The sequence below is a fragment of the Arsenophonus endosymbiont of Crataerina pallida genome (assembly GCF_964020125.1).
Lineage (GTDB): Bacteria > Pseudomonadota > Gammaproteobacteria > Enterobacterales > Enterobacteriaceae > Arsenophonus > Arsenophonus nilaparvatae.
Window position 1 is genome coordinate 2,322,112 of record NZ_OZ026540.1, and the last position, 20,795, is coordinate 2,342,906.

Genomic DNA, 20,795 nt, shown 5'->3' on the forward strand with positions numbered 1-20,795 from the left:
AATATAAGGCTAATAAATCATATTTATAGATGATAATTTGTTTGGATTAAGCAATTTTATTGATCGATAAGATTTTACTTTCAAGCCAACCATCTTGTAAGCGAGTTTTTAATGTTTCTCCAATATGTATTTGTTGTGTTTTGGTTAAAACCTGTCCATTAGGTGATTCGCTAATACTATAACCACGGGCTAATGTTGCTAATGGACTTACTGCTTCAAGGCGGGAGCAACTGACACTAAATTTTTCACGATATTGGCTTAGTATTTGAGTAATTAATTGTTTTAATTGAAATTGCTGCTGAATATAACGTTGGCGACAATTTTGTAGTTGTGGCCGCGGATCACATAGTATTAAATGTTGTTCAAGGTTATATTGCTGACGATTTATTTGCTGCAAATATTGTTGTGTGGCGTTAACAAGTTTTTGTTGTAATTGGATCAGATAATTGTGTTGGCGCGTTATCCGTAGTTCAGGATGTTGCTGTTGTAATTTATGTTGTAATTGACCAAAGATACGTAGTTTACGCGCCATGAAATAGTCCATCGCCATTTCTAATCGCTGTTTTTGTTCAAGTAACTGACGGAGTAATTCTTGTTGATTGCGACTCACTAATTCTGCCGCAGCTGAGGGTGTTGGGGCTCGTAAATCGGCAACAAAATCAGCAATAGTTACATCGGTTTCATGACCAACCGCTGCAATAATTGGTAACTGACTAGCAAAAATTGCTCTGGCGACCCTTTCATCGTTAAAAGCCCATAAATCTTCCAATGAACCACCACCTCGGCCGACAATTAGGACATCACACTCTCGGCGATGATTGGCCAACTCAATAGCACGAATAATTTGTCGTGGTGCATCTTCTCCTTGCACGGCGGTGGGATAAATAATGACAGGTAATGAAGGATCGCGGCGTTTTAAGATATTTAAAATATCATGTGATGCAGCGCCTGTTGCTGAGGTAATAACCCCCAAGCGTTTGGCTGGCATTGGTAGTGCTTGTTTGTAATGTTGTGCGAATAGTCCTTCAGCTGAAAGTTTCTGTTTCAATATCTCAAATTGTTGTTGTAATAATCCATCACCCGCAGGTTGCATATTTTCGATAATTAATTGGTATTCTCCTCTTGGCTCGTACATGGTAACAGTCGCTCGAACTAACACTTGTTGACCATTTTGTGGTCGAAAATTGACGCAAATATTTTGGCCGCGAAACATCGCAGCACGTAGCTGCGCTTTTTCATCTTTTAAGGTGAAATACCAGTGGCCGGAAGCTGGCTGAGAAAAATTAGAGATTTCTGCATTAAGCCAAATTCTGCCAATTTGAAGTTCAAGTAATTGCCGAACCGATTGATTAAGTTGGCTAACCGAATAAATTCCACTATTTTCTGAAGTTAACATGTTAAGTTAGCTACACCTTGTAAATAAAATTAATGGCTAAATATTAGCAGCGATTATTTCTATTATACATAGAATCAAAATAGAGCGTATAAGTGATTATCCCATTCATGTTGTTCAATATTGGCGGTGTTCATTCGAACAGTTAAATTTCTATTATGGTCAATATATTCAATATAGGTGATAATAAATTCTGTTTTTGGCCAGAATAAGACTTCTTGCTTATCATCTTTTAATAAATCGGAAATATTGGCGCCTACTAGAGGTTCGGTATGCTGGATTTCATATAATACGTTAACCTCGTCATCGGCTAATGCTTGGATTTCTTTAAGGAAAGGCATTACACCATCGGGCTCTTTAGTGGTGCTGAAAAACGAAGTGGATGTATAAGGTCCATTTACTTTTAAGTAGATCATATCTGACAATTTTCTGACCTCACCGCGATAAAGCATAGTGGAGGTAAATTTATTATTGTAATTATCAAGTAGGGATAAATGCATTAGCGCTTGAGTTAGTTGTTTAACTAAAGGATGATGATGATTGAAATTAGTGCCTAGCTTTAGCATATTATTTTAATAAGCATGGCTGCTATATTGATAATCCCGAATAGTATACCAATCGATAAAGCTACATTTTTTATAGGCAGCCGATTGATTGTATTCATTCATTGTTGATACAAAATTAATTTTAGATTTATTTTCAATATAATCTTTATCGTAGAGTGGTGTTAAAAGTGCTAAAGCTTCATCATAAGAGTGTAATGGGTGACTAATATTTTCATTAGTATAGAGTGAATTCAGAAAATAAATATGTTGTTTTTCAATAGTCGAAAGCGGGGAAGAAGCTCTTTGGGTATCGGATTGATAATTAGGTAATGGATTAAAGTTTATTTTATTGATGGAGAACATAACTTTCCTACGTTTAAGCCGTTAACTTTAACCATATTGTAAGGAAGTAATCAATTTTAAAAAGTGACGGGTTAGTCAGAATAAATTAAGCAATGTACCTAATTCATGTAATATTTATTTGCTTTAAAATTAATTAAATAACTCGATTAATAAATAAATTATTTACAAGCATAAATCTAAATTTGATCATAGTAGTATGCGTTTTTGTCAGCTAAAAATGAATTTTAGTGAGAAAGTACTGGAGTCAATAAATTTCGTCATGTATAATATCGCCGCAATATTTTATCTTTTTCCAAATCCTGCCTGGTGAGATATTGCTTATGCTACGTATTAAGAAAGAAGCACTAACATTCGATGATGTATTGTTAGTTCCTGCACACTCAGATGTATTGCCTAATACTGCTGATTTATCAACTCAATTAACTGCCTCGATCCGTTTAAATATTCCTATGCTTTCTGCCGCCATGGATACTGTGACTGAATCAGATTTAGCTATCGCATTAGCCCAAGAGGGCGGAATTGGTTTTATTCATAAAAATATGCCAATTGAGCGTCAAGCAGAAGAAGTTCGCCGCGTTAAAAAGTATGAAAGTGGCATCGTTATCGATCCGGTTACCGTCACACCCGAAACCACAATTCGTGAAGTTTATGAAATGGCTGAGCGTAATGGTTTTGCTGGTTATCCTGTGGTTAATAATAATAAAGAATTGGTTGGTATCATTACTGGCCGTGATATCCGTTTTGTGACGGATTTGGATCAACCGGTTACGGCGGTTATGACAGCTAAACCCCATTTGGTCACGGTCAAAGAGGGTGAATCCCGTGATGTGGTTTTGCAGAAATTGCATGAAAGACGTATTGAAAAAGCATTGGTGGTTGATGATAACTTTCACCTATTTGGTATGATCACAGTAAAAGATTTTCAGAAAGCTGAACGCAAGCCCAATGCGTGTAAAGATGAGCAAGGTCGCTTGAGAGTGGGCGCAGCGGTTGGCGCTGGTGCGAATAATGAACAACGTATTGAGGCATTAGTGGCAGCCGGTGTTGATGTGTTGTTAATTGACTCTTCCCATGGACATTCACAAGGAGTTTTACAACGTATTCGTGAAACGAGAGCAAAATATCCTAATTTGCCGATTATTGGTGGTAATGTTGCCACCGGCGAAGGGGCTAAAGCTTTGGTCGAAGCGGGTGCCAGCGCGGTGAAAGTCGGTATTGGCCCGGGTTCTATCTGTACAACGCGAATTGTCACTGGTGTTGGTGTACCTCAGATCACTGCTATTGCCGATGCCGTTGAGGCGCTGAGAGGCATGAATATACCGATAATTGCCGATGGCGGTATTCGCTTCTCGGGTGATATTGCTAAAGCACTGGCTGCCGGCGCCTCTTGCGTTATGGTTGGCTCAATGCTTGCCGGTACTGAGGAGTCACCAGGTGAAACTATCTTGTTTCAAGGACGCTCTTATAAAGCCTACCGAGGAATGGGATCATTAGGTGCGATGTCGAAAGGCTCTTCCGATCGTTACTTCCAAACCGATAATGCTGCAGATAAATTGGTACCTGAAGGCATCGAAGGACGGGTTGCTTATAAAGGATTTTTGAAGAATATTGTTCATCAGCAAATGGGCGGCCTTCGTTCTTGTATGGGACTGACCGGTTGTGTCACTATTGATGAATTAAGAAGCAAAGCAGAATTTGTGCGTATTAGTGGTGCCGGTATCCAAGAGAGTCATGTACATGATGTTACCATCACCAAAGAATCACCTAATTATCGTTTAGGTTAATTATTTTATTAGCGGTTTTTGCTATAAACCGTCAAATTATTATTTGTTTTGGAATTATCTTTAGATGACAACTGACATTCATCAATACCGAATTTTGATCCTCGATTTTGGTTCACAATACACGCAATTAATTGCTCGTCGTATTCGTGAAATTGGCGTTTATTGCGAACTTTGGGCTTGGGATGTTTCCGAGGCACAGATCCGTGAATTTAATCCTAATGGAATTATTCTTTCTGGCGGGCCGGAGAGTACCACCGAACTAAATAGCCCACGTGCACCGGAATATGTTTTTCAGGCTGGCGTTCCGGTATTAGGTATTTGTTATAGCATGCAAACGATGTCCATCCAATTAGGTGGGCAAGTTGAGGTGTCTGGCGAGCGAGAGTTTGGTTATGCCCAGGTGTCCATTCAACAATCCTGTGAACTATTTCGCGATATTTATGACAGCTTAGGTGCAGATGGTAAACCACTGCTAGATGTCTGGATGAGTCATGGCGATAAAGTGACGGCAATTCCAGCTGATTTTAAAGTTATCGCCAGTACCGATAGCTGCCCATTTGCCATTATGGCTAATGAAGAAAAACGTTTCTATGGTGTTCAGTTTCATCCTGAAGTGACTCACACTCATCAAGGAGCAGCTATTCTACAGCGTTTTGTATTAGATATTTGCCGCTGTGAAGCTCGTTGGACGGCGGCGGCGATTGTTGAAGATACGGTACAGCGCTTGAAGGCTCAGATTGGTGATGATCAGGTTATTCTGGCATTATCAGGCGGTGTTGATTCATCGGTTACTGCGTTATTACTCAATCGTGCTATTGGTAAGCAGCTCACTTGTGTGTTTGTTGATAATGGTTTGTTACGCTTAAATGAAGCGCAGCAAGTTATGGCCATGTTTGCCGGTAAATTTGATCTTAATATTATTCATGTGGCCGCAGAAGAGCGCTTTCTTAGCGCATTGGCAGGGATTGATGAGCCAGAATTAAAACGTAAAGCGATCGGCCGCGTTTTTATTGAAGTATTTGATGAGCAAGCGGCGAAACAAACGCAAGTAAAATGGTTGGCTCAGGGTACTATTTATCCGGACGTAATCGAATCTGCCGCTTCAGCAACTGGCAAAGCGCATGTCATTAAATCTCACCATAACGTGGGTGGCTTACCAGCAGAAATGAAACTGGGATTAGTTGAGCCATTAAAAGAGTTATTTAAAGATGAGGTGCGTAAAGTAGGCCTGGAGTTAGGACTTCCTTATGACATGTTATACCGTCACCCATTTCCTGGCCCAGGCTTAGGTGTGCGGGTACTTGGTGAGGTGAAGAAAGCCTATTGTGATCTGTTACGTCAGGCAGATGCCATTTTCATTGAAGAATTACATAAAGCTGATCTTTATCATAAAGTCAGCCAAGCTTTCACTGTTTTCCTGCCGGTACGCTCTGTTGGCGTAATGGGAGATGGCCGAAAATATGACTGGGTTGTGTCATTGCGCGCGGTTGAAACTATTGATTTCATGACTGCCCATTGGGCCCATTTGCCCTATGATTTTCTTGGCCGGGTGTCAAATAGAATTATCAATGAAGTGGCCGGCATCTCTCGAGTAGTTTACGATATTAGCGGCAAACCACCAGCGACGATTGAGTGGGAATGATTACACCTAGTAATTGTTGTCATGAATCAGTAACAAATTATAATTAACACCATGTTTTTTATGGAAAATATATATTTTATCTTTAATTTGTTATTGAGGGCTAAGAAGACAATCTGATGACATTTTTTGTAGTATAGGTTTAATGCTATTTGAAGGTTAAGAATTCATGAGAATTCGCTATATGGTTCCGTTTAAGCGTAAAATCATCATTGACGACCATTGGGAAATTCCGATCCAGGGTGGGGGACTCCGAGTCATAGAAGAAAACGGTTACGCCAAAGCTCTCGAACTCACTTTCGAGAAACAGCCCCTAGAATACGCGCCGCATTTTCAGAAGCTCAGTGAAGGTGCGGCAGTTGCGGAGATCACCGGATGCGATCAACTTATAATATTTGTGAAACGCCAACTCAGAGACGCTGCCACGTTTCTCGAATGCTTCTATGACATCGAACTCATCACCGATGAAATGGATGTCAATTATGAAGGCGAAACGCCAGAGGAAGAAGCCAGGATAGTTATAAAGAGCATCTCTATGGGGCGGAAGCTACCTGCATTGCCGCTCTCTTTCGATATGCTTTCACGCGCAATCATGGCCGCCGATAAACACGATGGACCGAGATTTGAAGCTACTCTTGTGAGTAGTGCTCGGAAGGCACTTGAAACAGAGGAGTTCATTAATTCTTTCCGCTACTCGTTCCTGCTGATTGAGTCTCTTTATGGTGAAGGAAAATTTAAAAAAGCGGGTTTACAGGCGGTATTAAAAAAAATCAGAAGTTTCGAGATATCCTTGAGTGTACCCTCAAGGATGTGATTCCTGCGAAAAATGATCGCAGCTCAGCAACTGCTAAGTTGCTAGCGTCAAAGCCATCGGTAGATGATGTGATTAATCATCTTGTTGAAAAGCGAGGTTTCTATTTTCATGGAAATGTTAAACGAAGGGATGCATGGAAGCCTGATAAGCAAAGTGAGGCAGAGACGCTTGCTCTTCTCGCAATAGGTATTGCTATGAACATTTCTATGAAGGCATCTGAGCCGATGTTTTCCAAGGAACTAGAAAAACGCCACTTTAAAGACGCAATGCGCGCAGGAGCTAAAATTGTGTTTGAGATAAAATTCACATTTAGAGATATGGGTGAAACGTTCGATCGCGAGCATCAAATCAATGTTAATATGCCAGGAACGAAGATGACTTCTAGGTCTGCCTTTGGAATTGCTCAACATTTTCTTCAGCTGTTTCAGCATAATCAGCCCATGTCAGCATTACGCAAGGCAGAATGCACGATCCAGGGAACCGGGTAAAAAGTGTTCGAATTGACTTTACACGTTACCGAAGATAAAACCGAAAAGGCTACATCAGAAAAGATAAACTAAGTCATCTTACTTATATTGTAATTATATTCGCTATTATAAAGGTATAAAATGTATTGTAATAATGGGTATTCGCACACTAGTTTTGTCCATGTAGGCTTTAAAATTATTATCGTAAACCTATATATTATTCAATTTGTTGATATATAATGATTTTAGTTATTAATTCATAATTAATCGAAAGTATTCGCCAAAATAACTTTATATTAATAACCCAGTAAAAATTTTTACTGGGTTTTTTGTTACTGAGAATTATATTGTTATTTTAATAAGAATATAATTAAATATTTTATTTAAAAATTAATGCAAAATACCAATTCTAATTAATTTGATTAATATTTTTTCCATGTTATATAACATGGCTGTTTGAAAATTTATTTTATTTTTTAACTAAACATTAAATATGAAAATCATGTTTTATAAAACTTTAATTAAGTTTTTATTTTTATTAAAAATGGTTAAAAATAATTATTATTTATTTATTTATTTATTTATATTTATTAGTTATTTGTCAAAAATATTGTAAGTGTTTTTTTAAGCGTTAAATAATTAATTTAAATTGATATCGAGCTTGTTCTGGGATGATAATTTTTTGCTCTGTTATTGTGTTTATTACTAATTATTTCTTTGCAGAAATCAAATTTATTGCTTAAGGAGTAAGAAAAATGAAAACCAAATTATTGTTGGCAACGTTAACGTTAATCAGTGCTTCGAGTTTTGCTAGTACCGGCACTGAAATCAAACCTATGCATGGATATATTGATTCGCCGGCTAGTCGGGCTTATTTATGTTCAACACTGCAAAACAAGAGTTGTGGCCCAATTCAGTATGAACCGCAATCAGTTGAAGGTCGAAAAGGTTTCCCACAAAGAAGGCCTGCTGATGGCAAAATAGCCAGTGCTGGTGTGGGGGCGTTTAAGCAATTGGATGAGCAAACGGCAACTCGTTGGACTAAGGTTAATGTGGTATCAGGTGAAAATATCTTCCATTGGACATTAACGGCCCCACATAGAACCACCGGCTGGGAATATTTTATTACCAAACAAGATTGGGATCCTAATGCTCCATTAAGTCGTGCTGCATTTGAATTAAAACCCTTTTGTTCACGATTTGATGGTGGATCGGTACCTGCTCGAGAAGTTACCATGAAATGCCAAGTACCTAAACGTACCGGTTATCAGGTCATTTTAGGTGTATGGACCATAGATGATACATCTAATGCATTTTATCAAGTTATTGATGCCAATATGAAAACTCGCTAGTTTTAATCATCTTACAACGATTTTTCTTAAGTAACTAATGGTATTAAAAAAATCTTTATTTAGCTGAAAGTACTACAGTGACTGCGATTGGCTGCTAAATAGTATTAACAAGTAATTTTTTCTATTTTATGATGTAAATAAAACTACTTGTTACTTATTACATTAGGATATTTGATTAACAAACCTGGTTTAAGCTACAGCCAGGTTTGTTATTGGTTATTTTTAACGTTTTCTACCGCCTAAAATGCCACGAATAATTTGATTACTGATTTGACGTACTGCAGATTTCGTTGCCGTTTGCACTAAACCCTCTTTTTTACCCCCTCTAGGGCCGGTTGAACCAAAAAGAAAATCTTTTAAGCCGCCGACAAATCCATTATCTTCGGTATTTTTTGTTGTTTGATTTGTCAGTTTTTCATAGGCTGACTCGCGATCCAGCATCTTCTCATACTTGCCATAAATATCTGAATGATTAAGTAGCTGATTGCGCTCTTCGGCAGTTAATACTCCCATGCGTGAGTCTGGCTCAATAACAAAAGCTCTTTGAACTATATTAGGACGTCCTTTTTCGTCTAAGAACGAGATTAATGCTTCACCAACCCCAAGTTCAGTTATTGCCTGTTCAGCTTTAAAATCTGGATTTGCTCGCATAGTTTCAGCTGCTGCTTTAACTGCTTTTTGATCACGTGGCGTAAATGCTCGTAATGCATGCTGAACCCGATTGCCTAACTGTCCTAGAATATTATCGGGAATATCAAGTGGATTTTGGGTAACAAAATAAACGCCAATCCCTTTTGAACGGATCAGTCGAACAACTTGTTCGATTTTTTCCAGTAATGCTGTTGGTGCATTAGTAAAAAGTAGATGGGCTTCATCAAAGAAAAACACCAGTTTTGGTTTTTCAACATCACCCATTTCAGGCAAACGTTCAAAAAGTTCCGATAATAACCATAATAGAAACACCGCGTAGAGCTTAGGCTGATTATAGAGCTTTTCTGCGGCAAGAATATTGACCATCCCTTGGCCATTAGGATCAGTTTTGATCAGATCAACGATATCAAGCATAGGTTCGCCGAAAAAGTAATCAGCGCCTTGTTGTTCAAGGGTTAATAATCCACGTTGTATGGCGCCGATTGAGGTGCTGGCAATGTTACCGTATTCAGTTTGAAATTGTTTCGCATTTTCACCAACATATTGAACGGTAGAGCGCAGATCTTTCATGTCCAGCAATAGTAAACCGTTGTCATCGGCAATTTTAAAAATAAGTTGTAATACACCACTTTGCACATCATTTAAATTCATCAACCGTGATAATAGCAATGGTCCCATATCTGAGATGGTTGCCCGCACCGGGTGTCCAAGTTCTGCAAAAACATCCCAGAAAGTGACAGGGCAAGCAGCTGGGTGCCAGTCTGTTACGCCAAGCGCTTCGAGGCGTGATTGCAATTTAGGTGTTAATACACCTTTTGCACCAATACCCGAAAGATCACCTTTTACATCTGCCATAAAAACCGGTACCCCAATTTGAGAAAAACTTTCCGCCATTTTTTGTAGCGTTACAGTTTTACCTGTTCCTGTTGCACCAGTAATTAACCCATGTCGATTTGCCAGTGCAGGCAATATGGCTAATTCAGTTTCACTATTTTTAGCGATGACGAGAGATTTTTGCATCTAAAAATATCCTCTGTAGTCGGCATAATGGGTATAATTTTGTTGCCAGGCTTGATAGTAAATTTTAGTTAAATTTTTAATTACCAGACAAAATAGTAAATGCGATTGTTAAAATAGGCTCAATAAAAAATTATACAAGTGTATAGGGTAAAGATAGCTGATGGTGGGGCATTTGGTATTTTAATAATAAAAAATTCAGTAAATCCGGCCAGATAAAATAACTTATTGGTAAGGAAGAATTTTGTTTGACAATTAATTTAATTGTGACTTAAAAATTCTCCTTTATGATGACTAAAATCGATGTTTTACCGCTTCAGCAAGTATAGTTAGTAATTGTTCAGTGTCCTGCCAGCCTAGGCAAGGGTCGGTAATAGACTGACCATAGGTAAGTGGCTTGCCGGTAGTGACTTGCTGGGTACCTTCTATTAGAAAACTTTCTGCCATAATGCCGGCGATAGCCCTCGAGCCTTTTTGCAATTGTTGAGCAATGTTTTTAGCGACATCGATTTGGCGTTGATGAATTTTTTGGCAATTACCATGGCTAAAGTCGATAACCAATCGTTCTGGTAATCCCAATTTGCGTAACTGACTACAGGCTATGGCAATATCTTCAGCGCTATAATTAGGCCGTTTTCCTCCCCGCATAATAATATGGCCATAAGGGTTACCTTTTGTTTGATAAATAGTCATTTGGCCATTCTTATCAGGTGATAAAAATACATGGCTGGCACGTGTGGCACGAATAGCATCGATAGCAATATTGATATTGCCGTCGGTACCGTTTTTGAAACCAACTGGACATGACAGCGCTGATGCCATTTGTCGATGGATTTGGCTTTCTGTTGTTCTGGCGCCGACAGCTCCCCAGCTAATAAGATCGGCTACATACTGACCGGTTATCATATCTAAAAATTCAGTTGCTGTTGGTAGTCCAAGTTGATTAATATTAGTTAGTAGCTCACGGGCTAAACGCAAGCCTTTATTAACTTGGCACGAATTGTTTAGGTCAGGATCGGAAATTAAACCTTTCCAGCCAATCACCGTACGTGGTTTTTCAAAATAGGTACGCATCACGATTTCAAGATAATCTTTATATTCGCCGCGCAATTTAGCCAACATTTTGGCATATTCAAGTGCCGCTTGGGTATCATGTACAGAGCAGGGGCCAATGACCACCAATAGGCGTTGATCTTGGCCAATTAAAATTGACTCAATCGATTTCCGTGACGTTGTAACATTTTTGATAATTTCTTTGGATAGCGGAAATTCATCCACCAGCGCTTGAGGCGTAATAAGTCTATCAATAGGTTGAGTTCTTAACTCATCGGTTTTATACATATTTATCTCATATATAATTCAATATAGTCGATTTTCTGGCAAATAAACTAGCATTACCATAACCGAAAATAAACTGGATCTAATGGTTGTTTAAGATATCGTTAAAGTAATGAGCGTTTCTCAGCTAATTTTAAATTGTTAAAATATACGACGACTTAGCCCAAATATTTCAATAATTTTGGCTGAAATCTCTTCGACAGAGTAATTAGTTGTATTTAAATAGTTAATATTATGTCTTCTAAATAAAGCCTCAGCCTCTGTTAATTCTATCCGACATTGATGTAAAGAAGCATAACGACTTTTTTCATAGCGCTCTTCACGAATAGCGGCTAGACGCTCAGGACTAATTGTTAGACCAAAAAGTTTATTTATATAAGGTTTTAATGCAAGTGGTAATTGTAAATTATCCATATCATCTGCGGTGAAAGGATAATTGGCAGCCTGGATGGCAAATTGCATCGCTAAATAGAGGCTGGTGGGTGTTTTACCACAGCGCGAAACCCCAAGTAAAATAACCTGAGCCTGATCGAGATTTTTTAGTGATATACCATCATCGTGCGCTAATGTATATTCAATCGCTGCAATTCTAGCATCATATTGATTTAGATTAGATAGTCCATGCGTACGGTTGAGCTTTGGTTCGGGTTTTAAGCCGATCTCTTGCTGGATCGGATCAATTAAAGATTGGACAATATCATGACAACAGCCAGCACTATTGGTAATAATTTTTTTTACTGTTGGAGAGATAATCGAGTAGAAAACCAACGGCCGGAGATGGGTTTTTAAATAGATTTGTTCAATTTTTTGTTTTATTTCTTCGGCGCGTTTTTCGCTGGTGACAAACGGTAGTGTGTAAGAAGAAAAATTTAGCGGAAATTGTGATAAAACTGCATGCCCGAGTGTCTCTGCAGTAATAGCGGTTCCGTCAGAGATAAAAAATACACAGCGTTCTAAATTTTTGGCGTGATGATTGTCCATTGGTTAATTTTCCTTTTCTTTAATTCTATTTTTAGAAAGTAAAATAATAAAGATCAAATGTAAAAATTTGTTAGCCGAATGATAGATTATCTGGTGTTAAAAAATATTATTATGAGCTTGATCGATTCACCATTCCATTTTTGGTTCAACACTATGTTAGTCTTAATGATGAGATAATTTTTGCCAACTAACTAAAATATTTACACTTCCTATGAATTTTAATAAGGGATCTTTTTCAATGTCCGATAATGGCCGTACTTCATGCAATATACTTTGGTATAACCAGCTTACTATGAATGATGTTGATTTAGTTGGTGGAAAGAACGCTTCTTTAGGTGAAATGATCACACATTTAGCTGATCTGAATGTTATGGTGCCGAATGGTTTTGCCACTACCGCCCGAGCTTTCAATGATTTTTTAGAACAAGGTGGGGTTAATCAGCGTATATACCAATTATTGGATGAAATTGATATTGACGATGTAACTCAATTAGCCAAAGCAGGTAGCCAAATCCGGCAATGGATCATCGATACCCCTTTTGGCGATAAATTAGAACAAGATATTCGGCAGGCTTTTTTGCAATTATCCGCCGATGAGTCTGATATTTCGTTTGCCGTACGTTCTTCTGCTACTGCCGAAGATATGCCAGATGCTTCTTTTGCAGGTCAGCAAGAAACTTTTTTGAATGTACAAGGTATTGACGCGGTAATGGTTGCTATTAAACATGTTTTTGCTTCACTATTTAACGACCGGGCTATCTCATATCGAGTTCATCAAGGTTATGATCATCGTGGTATCGCGCTTTCTGCTGGTATTCAACGCATGGTACGTTCTGATTTAGTTTCTTCGGGCGTAATGTTTACTTTAGATACCGAATCAGGTTTTGATCAGGTAGTTTTTATTACCTTAGCGTGTGGGCTTGGCGAGATGGTTGTTCAAGGAGCAGTTAATCCTGATGAATTTTATGTGCATAAACCGACATTAAAAGCGGGCCGTCCAGCTATTGTGCGCAGAACATTAGGCTCGAAAAAAATGCGTATGGTCTATGCTGATAATCATCAACATGGTAAGCAGGTGAGAATTGAAGAGGTAGCCGAAAAACAGCGTAATAGTTTTTTGTTAGCGGATCATGAAGTTGAAACCCTTGCTCATCAGGCATTATTAATTGAGCAGCATTATGGCCGGCCAATGGACATTGAATGGGCTAAAGATGGCCATAATGGTAAATTATATATTGTCCAGGCGCGTCCTGAAACTGTCCGTTCTAATCAGCAGGTAATGGAACGCTATCAAATAAAAAAAACCGGTAAGGTATTAGTAGAAGGGCGTGCTATTGGCCAACGTATTGGTGCAGGAACAGTTAAAATTATCCACGATATTAGTGAAATGAGTCGTGTGCAGGCTGGTGATGTTTTGGTTACCGATATGACCGATCCTGATTGGGAGCCTGTCATGAAACGAGCCGCTGCTATTGTCACTAATCGTGGTGGACGTACTTGCCACGCGGCGATTATTGCTCGTGAATTGGGTATTCCGGCTGTGGTTGGTTGCGGTGACGCGACTGAGCGGCTACAAGAGTGCCAATTAGTGACAGCCTCTTGCGCTGAAGGTGATACCGGTTTTGTTTATGCTGATAAATTGCCATTTGAAATCAAAAGTTGTCAGGTTGATAAAATGCCACCATTAAAGGTGAAAATCATGATGAATGTCGGTAATCCTGATCGAGCATTTGATTTTGCTTGTTTACCTAATGATGGCGTTGGTTTGGCACGTTTGGAATTTATCATTAATCGCATGATTGGGGTCCATCCACGCGCTTTATTAGAGTTTGAGCAACAAACAGCTGAGTTACAGGCTGAAATTCGAGCGCTAATGTTAGGTTATCAGGATCCGGTTGAGTTTTACATTTGTCGCTTAACAGAAGGAATTGCAACACTAGCGGCAGCATTTTGGCCGAAACGGGTGATTGTCCGTTTATCTGATTTTAAATCAAATGAATATGCTAACTTAATTGGCGGTGAGCTTTATGAACCTCATGAAGAAAACCCTATGTTAGGTTTTCGTGGTGCCGGACGCTATGTGTCCGATAGTTTTCGCCAATGTTTTGCCCTGGAGTGTGAATCGGTCAAGTGGGTGCGAAATATCATGGGGTTAACCAATGTTGAGATTATGATCCCATTTGTCAGAACCGTAGCTCAAGCAGAAGCTGTTATTGAGGAGTTAGCACATCATGGTTTAAAACGCGGTGAAAATGGTTTGAAAATTATAATGATGTGTGAAATTCCATCAAATGCCCTATTAGCAGAACAATTTCTTGCCTATTTTGATGGATTTTCTATTGGTTCGAATGATATGACACAATTAACCCTCGGGCTTGATCGTGATTCGGGTATTATTTCTTCATTATTTGATGAACGTAATGAAGCGGTAAAAGCATTAATTTCAATGGCGATCACAGCCGCGAAACAGCAAGGCAAGTATGTAGGTATTTGTGGTCAAGGTCCTTCTGATCATCAGGATTTTGCCCAATGGTTAATGAAAGAAGGGATCGATAGTCTTTCGCTTAATCCCGATACGGTGATGAAAACATGGTTGTCACTGGCCGAAAATGATTAGTACTGGTTAATTTTATTAATTAAATTTATTTTGCAAACTGAGGCTGAACATAAAAAAACAGACTCAGTTAGTGGCGATCAATATTTAATATTTATGCTTTTAACTGGCGATTATCAATCAAAATCAATTAGTTAATGATGTAAAAATATTTGCGGAACATTTTTGTCTGGATGAGTTTTCACATAAAGATTGGCTCTGTACCAGCGGCGTAAATTGTCTTCTGTCATGACTTGTTGCGGCGTGCCGACACTAACCAGTCGCCCCCGATAAAGTAAATAAATGCGATCTGCATATAATGCTGCTAGGTTTAAATCATGTAATACACAACAGATGCCAATAGATTGTTCTCGATTTAATCGATGTAATAAACGTAAACTTTGCTGCTGATGATAGAGATCAAGTGCCGAGGTTGGTTCATCCAAAAATAAGTAGCTATTATTGGGCTCTGGCTGCCAAAGTTGGGCGATAACTCGTGCTCGCTGAACACGTTGTTGTTCTCCGTCAGAAAGTTGTTGGTAATTTCGATAACGCAATGCCAGGCAGTCTGTTTGTATTAATGCACTTTCGATAGCTTGATTGAAATAATAACTACCATAGGGAGTTCGTCCCATTGCCACAATTTCTTCAACGGTAAACGGAAAGTTGAGTTGGTGATGTTGACGCATTACCGCACGTTTACGCGATAATTTATTAATATCCCAGGTTGCCAGCGATTTCCCTTCTAATAAACAGTCTCCAGTATGTGGTTTAAGAAAGCCGGTCAATAAACGTAGTAAGGTCGATTTTCCGGCACCGTTAGGCCCGATAATAATACTTATTTGGTTGTGATAGAGTGACAGTGATAAATCATCAATAATATTTTGACTGTTTACGCTATAACAGAGTCGTTTTGCTGCAATAAAAGGTGGGGAAGAGCGGCACATAATTTTATTACTAACCTTGTGACTGTTTTAAAATAAGATAGAGAAAATAAGGGGCACCAATTAACCCGGTAATTAAGCCTACTGGAATTTCTGCCGGTGTGGCTATGGTACGAGCGATGGTATCAGCAGTAAGTAGTAAAGCGGCCCCGGCTAAAGCACAAGCGGGTAATAACCATTTATGGTTGGCGCCAAAGCTTATTCTAATAAGATGTGGGACAACTAAACCAATAAAACCAATTATTCCACTTAGCGCAACAGCACAACCAATTAAAAGTGAGCTAAGTAGTAACAGGATAAATTTTGTTTTTTTTACTTTTAAACCGAGATAATGGGCCTCTTCATCACCTAATTGTAATAAATTAAGTTTCTTACTTTGTTGTAAGGTAATAAGTATGGTCAGTGAGATGATGGTGGCGGCAATGGCTAATATGGCACCATTATTTTGACTTAAAGAGCCCATCATCCATAATGTAAAGTTGCGTAACTGTTGGTCATCGCTAATATAGCTAAGTACACCAATGAAAGATACGCATAATGTATTAATCGCTATGCCTGACAAAAGTAATTTTGTTAAATGACCATTTGAATAATGGGTTAATGAAAAAATAACTATTGCAATAATAAAGCCACCAGCAAACGCGGCTATCAGATAACCATAGTCACTTAACAGTGAAGAACTGGGGAAGGGAAGAACAATAAAAAGCGCAACACCAAGGGCTGCTCCGCTACTAATGCCAAGTAAGCCGGGATCGGCTAATGGGTTACGAAATAGCCCTTGCATAATAGCACCCACAACGGCTAATGCACAGCCGACTAATAATGCCAGCAAAATACGGGGTAAGCGAATAGTTAACCAAATTTGCCAATGATTATCGGTTAATGGTTGTTGCCAAAGTGTGTTAAACGACAAAGCCATTGCACCCACATTTGCCGCCAGTAAGGTAATTAAAATAACAATACAAAATAAAATGAATAAGCCCAATTTTGGATAAGCGAATTGTTTCATCATTTATTGGTTTTTTCCAAAGTATCAAGTATTTGTTTCATAACGCTAGGCGTCGACAAGCCAAATCCGAGCAGCCCTAAATCATTAACGACGAGTAATGCTTTGTTTTTTCCGGCAGGTGTCATATTAATACCCGGCAATCGCCAGACTTTTTCTATTCCACCTAAAGAGCGGAGCCCTTCAAGAGTAATTAAAATCCAATTAGGTTGGCTGGCAATGATGGCCTCTTGAGAAAGTGGCAGATAACCATTAAAACCTTGCAATGCATTTTTGGCCCCGACCGTTGAAATAATACTATCTGCCGCGGTGCGTTGACCGGCGACTAGCGGTACAGTTCCATTATGGCTAAATATGAAAATGATTTTTTGTTGCAAAGGAGCAGTATTAATTAATGACAATTGCTCATTAAATTTATCGATGAGTTGTTCACCTTTTTGTGGCTGCTGGATAGCGTTAGCAATGGTGCGAATTTTTTCTGGTATGGCTGCCAGAGAAGGTGTTTCTGTTACTTTTATTATTTTCACTCCTGTTTGTTGAATTTGTTTTAGGACTAAATCGGGTTTAGCTTGTTCACTTGCTAAGATTAGTGTCGGGTATAGCGAAAAATGCCTTCAGCATTTAACATACGCATATAGCTTACGTCAGGAAGCTTTAATACCGATTCTGGTTGACGACTGGTACTATCTCGAGCAATAACCTGTTTCCTTCATTAAGGGCATAGATAATTTCAGTAATATCCCCTCCAAGGGTAATAATGCGTTCATTTGCCTGAGAATAAGGAATGAGTAAAAATATGATGATGGAGAGAAGCCCTAATTTCATATTAAGTTTAACTCCTGTCATTATATTTTAGTTAAGGTTGAAATTTGCTTTTGCCAATCTAATTGTTCAGGTTCTCCTTCGGTACGTTGACCAAATAGTTGAATGACTTGATTGCCATAGTGATCAAAAATTTCCAGGCTGGTGACTATACCATCCTTGGTTGGTTTACGTGTTACCCAACTGTTAGCGATGCCAGTTTCAATCACATTGAGGGAGAATTTTGTATTTAAAACATTAATTTTTTGTAGCGAGCTTTGTTTGTCATGATAAGCCGCCAGTTTTTGAATGCATCCGGTAAATATTTGCATGCATCCAAGGTTACCAACGAAGATCATAATTTCATTTTGTTGATTAAAGGCGGAGTGCAGGATGTGATAGAGAGAATGATTATTAACCTGATAAGCAAGTTCGTCGCTAACTGCGGCGAAGATTTGTTGCCGTTTGACATTATGTTTTTGCAATAATTGAAAAAATTGATGAATATTTGTCATATTGCTCCAATCTGTTTCTAGTTGTTTTTTTACCGCTTCGTTAATATGTGGTGGTTGTTGATAGGCAGTAATAGGACGCAAATTTAATGGCGGATTGGCGGTCATTTGATATTGATTGATTAACTTATACCAAACAGCCATATTGGTTTTTTCAGTGGCATAGATCTTATGTACGGTATTACCATAATGATCAAAAACCTGAATACTGTGCTGTATATTATCTGAAAATGTCTCAGTTAAGGCAAAGCTGATTGCCCAGTGATCAAGAAAAATACGCAAATCCAGTTCTCTGGGATTAAGAACAATACCAGTCAGGTTGTTTAAACGAATATTTTTGAATTCACCGATATGGATATGAGTGGCATATTTATTATTGGTAATTGCTTTTATTTCACCTAGATTTGCTAATTCAGGTAATAATAGTGTTGGGTTTATATTTAACCGTTTAGCATCATCAGCATTTGCACATGCATAAATCAATTCTGCTTCTGTGACATTTAAATAGTTTACCGATTCTGCCATTGATTGCAGATTATTCTGCTGTTTTGCCTGCTGGTAGCGGTTATAAAGTGAATCGTTCATACTTTCATTTCCTTATTAGGTATATTGTGTTGATCCATAATTTATTTATTACTATCACTAACCTGCTATGCCTAATGTTGGACATAGGTGTAAATTGTAGGGTCTCTCTGATTTATTAAATTTAAAATCCTGTTTGTCATTACTAATAGCTTAAATAGAAATCTTTAGCTCTATAAACCACTTGTTGCTGTAGATTGTCTGATTTTTATTATTTTGTTTGTTTTTTGAGCTAAAAAACGTATTTATGACAAAATTTTGCTCTGATAGAGAGAGATTTCGCAATAAAATTAATTGTCATGAGTAAAATAAATAAGTAATTACTTATGACTTGCTATTACGTTAATAAAAATAATTACCAGCGATAATTAATTTTAAAATGTATATTCCTACCTTCCTGTGGAATACCTAATGATGAGGTGTAGGACTTATTAAATGCATTGGTTAATGATAGGGTGGAATTTATGCCTGATAACCGCCCATTTCCTTGATAATATAGATAGAAGTCATTGGTACCATAACCCGTTTGTTGAGTGATAGGATTCCAATATTTATCTTTACCTCTATGGTCGCCAGAGCGATTAGTTCTGGCGGCAAACTGTCCAACCCAGCCCAATGAAAAACCGCTATTAGCCAGTGGTACATCAAGTGAAGCCGTCAAACTTTCTGGTCGAATCGATGAAATGCTCATACCAGATGTGGTGTCTTTCGCATGAGTTCGATTGTAAGCGAGAACAGCATTGAACCAAGGAGTGGTATAATAATTCTACTATCTATACCATGGATAACCACAGATGGTGTATTGATACTTAATGTGTCTAGCCTCTGGCCATCAATGATGGTTGTTATATAATCAGTTGCTTTAGTATCAAAAACAGTTGTGCGCCATTGCAAACTATCATTAGCCAGCAATTTATTATCAAGATGTAACCTTAATCCATATTCAATAGTGTGGTTGCGTTCAGGTCGTAAATTAGGGTTGGGTTTGAAATAACTACCGGGGAAGTGTCTTGAATCGTTATAAATTTCACTTAATCTTGGGGCTCGGTAACCTTCGGCATAAGAGGTAAAGAGTTCCAACCAATTTGTTGGGTTAATACTGATAGCAGCACGAGATGTCCATTGAGAATCCTGGTTGTTGCCGTGTTTATTACTATCATTTTTATAGTTCGTATAGCGGGTACCGGCAGAAAATGTAATAGGAAGTTTATTTAATGTTATTTCATCCTCTAACCAAACAGCAATATTACGTAATGTCGCTACTGGAAAGTGATTAGCTTGTTTATTAGACTGTTGCTGTTGTTGATAAAATTCGCTACCAATGTTGAATTGGTGAGCAGCAAACTGATTATGATCCCAGGTAAAATAGTTAGTTATCCTGCTTCCTTGGATATTAAGTGAACGGTTTTCATCATTGTTTTTATTAATAGGTTTTTGTTTGATCATGAGTTTACTGTAGTAAAGATCCCAATCTATAAGCCAATTTTTCGTATGAAGAGGATAAATTTTTTGTGTCAATTGAATATCATATTGTTTGGTATTCCGATCATAGTGGCTATTTGTGTAATAGTTAGGTTTGACAACTTCTGGGTTTCTAAGTTGTATTCCATCATTTTGATAATAGCGTAATTGAGCTGAAATCATATATGACGGAGTAATTGCCCAGTTGCCCTTGGCGAGTAGACTGTGAATATCCTCCTTGTATCTTGAAAACGGTTTAAAATAGTTACGATTAGATTTGGTAAGGTGCATGCAGCCCGATTCCTCCTTGTATCTTGAAAACGGTTTAAAATAGTTACGATTAGATTTGGCAAGGTGCATGCAGCCCGATTCCTCCTTGTATCTTGAAAACGGTTTAAAATAGTTACGATTAGATTTGGCAAGGTGCATGCAGCCCGATTCCTCCTTGTATCTTGAAAACGGTTTAAAATAGTTACGATTAGATTTGGCAAGGTGCATGCAGCCCGATTCCTCCTAGGGTTTTAAGCCCGTTAATTAGCGACCGGCGCATAC

Annotated in this window: 17 protein-coding genes and 1 pseudogene; 6 read left to right on the forward strand and 12 right to left on the reverse strand. The window is 38.3% G+C overall.

The genetic code is table 11. The features are described 5' to 3' along the window. Nucleotides 1-46: 46 nt before the first annotated feature. The 3 genes from xseA to AACL31_RS12415 form a co-directional block, all read right to left on the reverse strand. Complete coding sequence (gene xseA, locus AACL31_RS12405) at nt 47-1,396, reverse strand: exodeoxyribonuclease VII large subunit (protein ID WP_310511986.1); 1,350 nt, start codon at nt 1,394-1,396, stop codon at nt 47-49. A gap of 74 nt (nt 1,397-1,470) precedes the next feature. Then, a complete protein-coding gene (locus AACL31_RS12410; RefSeq protein WP_310511985.1) occupies nt 1,471-1,959 on the reverse strand; it encodes a hypothetical protein in 489 nt (162 codons plus the stop codon). Between the two features lie 6 nt (nt 1,960-1,965). Then, entirely contained in the window at nt 1,966-2,301 is a 336-nt protein-coding gene (locus tag AACL31_RS12415) for a hypothetical protein (protein ID WP_310511984.1), read from the reverse strand. A 320-nt stretch (nt 2,302-2,621) separates the two neighbouring features. On the opposite strand from AACL31_RS12415, the gene guaB reads away from it, so the two are divergent. From guaB to AACL31_RS12440, 5 genes are all read left to right on the forward strand, one after another. Beyond that, a complete protein-coding gene (gene guaB, locus AACL31_RS12420; protein WP_310511983.1) occupies nt 2,622-4,085 on the forward strand; it encodes an IMP dehydrogenase in 1,464 nt (487 codons plus the stop codon). Nucleotides 4,086-4,149: 64 nt separating this feature from the next. After that, nucleotides 4,150-5,727 carry a glutamine-hydrolyzing GMP synthase gene (guaA, locus tag AACL31_RS12425; protein ID WP_310511982.1) on the forward strand — a complete coding sequence of 526 codons (1,578 nt, stop codon included), beginning with the start codon at nt 4,150-4,152 and terminating at the stop codon, nt 5,725-5,727. 166 nt (nt 5,728-5,893) lie between these two features. Further along, entirely contained in the window at nt 5,894-6,538 is a 645-nt protein-coding gene (locus AACL31_RS12430; RefSeq protein ID WP_310511981.1) for a hypothetical protein, read from the forward strand. Beyond that, entirely contained in the window at nt 6,535-7,026 is a 492-nt protein-coding gene (locus AACL31_RS12435; RefSeq protein ID WP_310511980.1) for a hypothetical protein, read from the forward strand. Before AACL31_RS12430 ends, AACL31_RS12435 begins: the two co-directional genes overlap by 4 nt. A 734-nt stretch (nt 7,027-7,760) precedes the next feature. Next, complete coding sequence (locus AACL31_RS12440; RefSeq protein ID WP_310511979.1) at nt 7,761-8,357, forward strand: lytic polysaccharide monooxygenase; 597 nt, start codon at nt 7,761-7,763, stop codon at nt 8,355-8,357. A gap of 222 nt (nt 8,358-8,579) precedes the next feature. On the opposite strand, the gene AACL31_RS12445 is transcribed toward AACL31_RS12440, so the two are convergent. The 3 genes from AACL31_RS12445 to ppsR all read right to left on the reverse strand — a co-directional run bounded on the left by AACL31_RS12445 (nt 8,580) and on the right by ppsR (nt 12,344). Further along, nucleotides 8,580-10,028, reverse strand: a complete 1,449-nt coding sequence (locus tag AACL31_RS12445) for a DUF853 domain-containing protein (RefSeq protein ID WP_310511978.1) — start codon at nt 10,026-10,028, stop codon at nt 8,580-8,582. Nucleotides 10,029-10,319: 291 nt separating this feature from the next. Beyond that, on the reverse strand, nt 10,320-11,366 hold the full coding sequence (locus tag AACL31_RS12450) for a 3-deoxy-7-phosphoheptulonate synthase (RefSeq protein WP_310511977.1): 1,047 nt from the start codon (nt 11,364-11,366) through the stop codon (nt 10,320-10,322). Nucleotides 11,367-11,504: 138 nt separating this feature from the next. Then, nucleotides 11,505-12,344: a posphoenolpyruvate synthetase regulatory kinase/phosphorylase PpsR gene (gene ppsR, locus AACL31_RS12455; protein WP_310511976.1), complete on the reverse strand. Its 840-nt coding sequence runs from the start codon at nt 12,342-12,344 to the stop codon at nt 11,505-11,507. Nucleotides 12,345-12,582: 238 nt separating this feature from the next. Here ppsR and ppsA point away from each other — a divergent pair, with 238 nt between their 5' ends. Further along, nucleotides 12,583-14,961 carry a phosphoenolpyruvate synthase gene (ppsA, locus tag AACL31_RS12460; RefSeq protein ID WP_310511975.1) on the forward strand — a complete coding sequence of 793 codons (2,379 nt, stop codon included), beginning with the start codon at nt 12,583-12,585 and terminating at the stop codon, nt 14,959-14,961. Nucleotides 14,962-15,092: 131 nt separating this feature from the next. Here the strand turns inward: ppsA and AACL31_RS12465 are convergent, their stop codons facing one another. The 6 genes and pseudogenes from AACL31_RS12465 to AACL31_RS12490 all read right to left on the reverse strand — a co-directional run bounded on the left by AACL31_RS12465 (nt 15,093) and on the right by AACL31_RS12490 (nt 20,741). Further along, nucleotides 15,093-15,884, reverse strand: a complete 792-nt coding sequence (locus AACL31_RS12465; protein ID WP_310511974.1) for a heme ABC transporter ATP-binding protein — start codon at nt 15,882-15,884, stop codon at nt 15,093-15,095. 10 nt (nt 15,885-15,894) lie between these two features. Then, complete coding sequence (locus AACL31_RS12470) at nt 15,895-16,890, reverse strand: iron ABC transporter permease (protein ID WP_310512011.1); 996 nt, start codon at nt 16,888-16,890, stop codon at nt 15,895-15,897. Beyond that, a pseudogene (locus tag AACL31_RS12475) lies at nt 16,890-17,712 on the reverse strand (heme/hemin ABC transporter substrate-binding protein). Before AACL31_RS12475 ends, AACL31_RS12470 begins: the two are co-directional and overlap by 1 nt. Nucleotides 17,713-17,732: 20 nt before the next feature. Continuing rightward, nucleotides 17,733-18,785, reverse strand: a complete 1,053-nt coding sequence (locus AACL31_RS12480; protein WP_310511973.1) for a hemin-degrading factor — start codon at nt 18,783-18,785, stop codon at nt 17,733-17,735. A 352-nt stretch (nt 18,786-19,137) separates the two neighbouring features. Next, nucleotides 19,138-19,473, reverse strand: coding sequence for a hypothetical protein (locus AACL31_RS12485; protein ID WP_129109305.1), 336 nt, complete (start codon nt 19,471-19,473; stop codon nt 19,138-19,140). Next, nucleotides 19,470-20,741, reverse strand: coding sequence for a TonB-dependent receptor domain-containing protein (locus tag AACL31_RS12490; protein ID WP_339053201.1), 1,272 nt, complete (start codon nt 20,739-20,741; stop codon nt 19,470-19,472). The genes AACL31_RS12485 and AACL31_RS12490 overlap by 4 nt, the downstream gene beginning before the upstream one ends. Between the last annotated feature and the right edge of the window lie 54 nt (nt 20,742-20,795).